This window comes from Moorena sp. SIO2C4 (assembly GCF_010672485.1).
In the GTDB taxonomy this organism is placed as follows: Bacteria; Cyanobacteriota; Cyanobacteriia; order Cyanobacteriales; family Coleofasciculaceae; genus Moorena; species Moorena producens.
Genome location: NZ_JAAHGN010001145.1, coordinates 1 through 2,295, shown reverse-complemented (window position 1 = coordinate 2,295; position 2,295 = coordinate 1). Strand labels below are relative to the sequence as shown.

At 41.6% G+C, this 2,295-nt stretch carries 2 protein-coding genes; both read left to right on the top strand.

The features are described from left to right. Nucleotides 1-338 precede the first annotated feature (338 nt). On the top strand, nt 339-794 hold the full coding sequence (locus F6K20_RS34790) for a hypothetical protein (protein ID WP_008177747.1): 456 nt from the start codon (nt 339-341) through the stop codon (nt 792-794). 549 nt (nt 795-1,343) lie between these two features. Continuing rightward, nucleotides 1,344-2,295: PhoX family protein (locus tag F6K20_RS34785; RefSeq protein WP_287297844.1), on the top strand; the 952-nt coding region annotated here is incomplete at its 3' end.

Genomic DNA, 2,295 nt, shown 5'->3' with positions numbered 1-2,295 from the left:
TCTCCGTGGCGAATTTAATTCGCCAACGGAAAACGCACCATTACGGTCTTGGGGGTTTCCCCCATGAGCGACTGCATCAAGACAATGTCCTAACAGTAGCGCGTAGTGCTATATCAGCTATTAGCCTATGCGCTAAAGATAGTGCTACTTGAGGTGCTATCAGCGTGTCGCGTATCAGCTATCAGCCTATGCCCAACAGCTGACTGCTGACTGCTGACTGCTGACTGCTTACTTGATAATTCATTCTTAACCAAAAGTTACTGTCACCTTAATATTCATCTATTATTATCTATTACTATTAACTAGTTAGTCACCAGGTCGTCAGGATAGCTAAGCTGATGGATCTTTATCGCCGCCTTCTCTGGAGTACTATTTTGGTATTCAGTAGTTTAGTTACACAGATTCCAACAGCCTCAGCTGAAATTAAGGAATACCACGTCATCCTTAACTCTGATAGCAGTCAATCATTTGAACGCCTAATTCAGCAGACAGAGAATTTGGCTCAAACTAAACTAAATCAGGAATTTACCGGAAATCCTGATATTACCAGCATTTCTATGATGATTTTAGGTGAACGCAATGGTCAAGTAGTCCCTTTAATGATTGCAACAGTTTCTCGCTCTCAGTGGAAACAATTCCCCATAATCCAGCGATGGGCGAGTTATTTTAGCAATTCTGAAATGCTATTGGGGTTCAGAGCTTCTGATTCATCTCCAGCTCCTTCAAATCCACCTAAATCTTCAGTATTACTTGAAGCTTCATTGGAGGATGATCCAGGTTTTCGAGATGATTAACTAGTTGAATTAACTAGTTTAAATAAAAACTTGGCAACGGTTAACCTTAACTGTAGCAGTGTTAATCCTTTTTAGGTAATTATTTTCACAATTTAGTTTCACAGGTTAAGACTTAACTAATAAATAGTTAAGGTATGGTAAATCTTAATATCAACGAAAAAACACTATAAAGTTAAGACATGCTTAACCATCCAGTTAACCGCTCTTAACCTTAAAAAGATATATCTAATCAGTAGCTAAAAACTAGTACAAGCGTTTACCAACGCAATTTTTTTTAGTAATCAATGCTAGCCATATGAGCGACACCAGGGTATCAAAAAGTAGACAAATATCAGGGTTTAATAACCTTGGCTCACTACTTATGCTTTCAAACAGGGGTGTTCTCACGCTTGGACTGGTTTTCTACTGCAGCATAGCTATAAAATTATTAGCAACAGGGCTGAATTTGTTATAGCCTTTTGACGATTGTTTTTCAGCTAGCTCTGGTGGTAATGGTGCTCAAACTTTGTGATTCCGCTGATTCTTGTAGAGAGATAAAGAGATACTAGAATGTCTAAGCTAACTCGCAGAAAACTGCTAGTTTTCTTTGGGGCGAGTACTGCAGCTACTGTGTTGGCTCCTCAGATAGGCCAAAAACTGTTAGGTGGTGACTATAGTGTTGCCAATGCAGCTACCAGTACTATGGGTATTACCCCGGTGCGTTTACCCCATCCCTTGCCGATTTATCAAACTAAAAAAAGTGCCTTACCCACTGGCATTAATCAAAGCCAACTGCTTGAACCAAGTTCTGACATCAGTCTGGCTACCTACACGGTCATTGATGATGTAGTAGTACCGCCGGAGTACGAACGGTATGTAATTGTCAAATGGGGCGATCGCGTTTTCCCTAATCCAGACGATTATTTTGGCTATAACAACGACTACACTGGCTTTGTTCCTGTAGGTAGAAGCTCTAATGATGGCTATCTCTGGGTCAATCACGAATACGTTTCTTTTCCATTTTCTGACCTAGCTCCCGGTACTTCCAGCAGCTTAGCTGGATTCCCCACTAGCTTTGAGACGGTGATTGGCTATCCTCTACCGTCTAATGTGAATGATATAGAACTGCTTGGAGAATTTTTCTACAACCAAGGAGGTTCTATTGTTCGCATCCGTCGCAATGGTTCCGGTGAACGTTACCAAGTTGTTAAGGATGACTCCAAGAACCGTCGCATTCACGGTCTTTCTGGTTTAGGAATCAATGCTCAGCGGAGTGATGAGTTTAAGAGTGTTACCTCTTGGGGCTCCAGAAGCCATCAGCAAGGGGATCAAAACTACCTGGTGGGAACAGGACCAGCAGCAACTGAAGTGTTTTCTCTGAGTTCCGATGGCTTAGGGAACAAGATTATCGGTACTGCTTACAACTGTTCCGGTGGAACTACCCCTTGTGGTACCATTTTGACTACTAAAGAAAATTTCCAGGGTAGTGCCAGATTCTTCAATGGTGTTACTGAAGCTGTGA

Bases quoted from the DNA above. Each gene is read 5' to 3' on its own strand.
- F6K20_RS34790 (WP_008177747.1), top strand. From the start codon at position 339: ATGGATCTTTATCGCCGCCTTCTCTGGAGTACTATTTTGGTATTCAGT.